The 712-nt window shown below is 65.2% G+C and carries 1 protein-coding gene; it reads left to right on the top strand.

From position 1 onward, the window contains the following. On the top strand, nt 1-712 hold a 712-nt coding region (locus LH128_RS30570), incomplete at both ends, for an ArsB/NhaD family transporter (protein WP_008833561.1).

Raw genomic sequence — 712 nt, 5'->3', positions numbered from 1 at the left:
TCATCAGCCTGCTGCTGGATGAAGCCGGGTTCTTCGAATGGGCGGCGCTCCATGTCGCGCGCTGGGGCAAGGGCAACGGCCGCGTCCTGTTCGCGCTGGTCGTGCTGCTCGGCGCGGCGGTATCGTCCCTGTTCGCCAATGATGGCGCGGCTTTGATCCTGACCCCTATCGTTATCGCGATGCTGCGCGCGCTGGGTTATGGCGACAAGGCGACGCTGGCATTCGTGATGGCAGCGGGCTTCATCGCGGACACCGCCAGTCTGCCGCTGGTCGTCTCGAACCTCGTCAACATCGTATCGGGCGACTTCTTCAAGCTTGGCTTCGGCGAATATGCGAGCGTGATGGTGCCGGTGGATCTGGCAGCGATCGCCGCCACGCTCGGCGCGCTGATGCTGTTCTTCCGGCGCGACATACCGGCAGACTACGATGTCGCCGCGCTGCGGGCGCCGGAGGCGGCGATCCGGGACGCGGGGACCTTCCGTGCAGGTTGGATCGTCCTCGTGCTTCTTCTCGTGGGCTTCTTCCTGCTCGATCCGCTGGGCGTGCCGGTCAGCGCGGTTGCCGCTGCCGGCGCAATCCTGCTGCTCGCAATCGCGGCGAGGGGGGATGTGATCGAAACCCGCAAGGTGCTGCGTGGCGCACCGTGGCAGGTCGTCATCTTCTCGCTTGGCATGTATCTCGTGGTCTATGGCCTGCGAAATGCAGGACTGAC

The sequence above is a fragment of the Sphingomonas sp. LH128 genome (genome assembly GCF_000293195.2).
In the GTDB taxonomy this organism is placed as follows: domain Bacteria; phylum Pseudomonadota; class Alphaproteobacteria; order Sphingomonadales; family Sphingomonadaceae; genus Novosphingobium; species Novosphingobium resinovorum_A.
The sequence above is the reverse complement of the archived record's forward strand: the minus strand, read 5'-3'. Positions and strand labels throughout refer to the sequence as shown.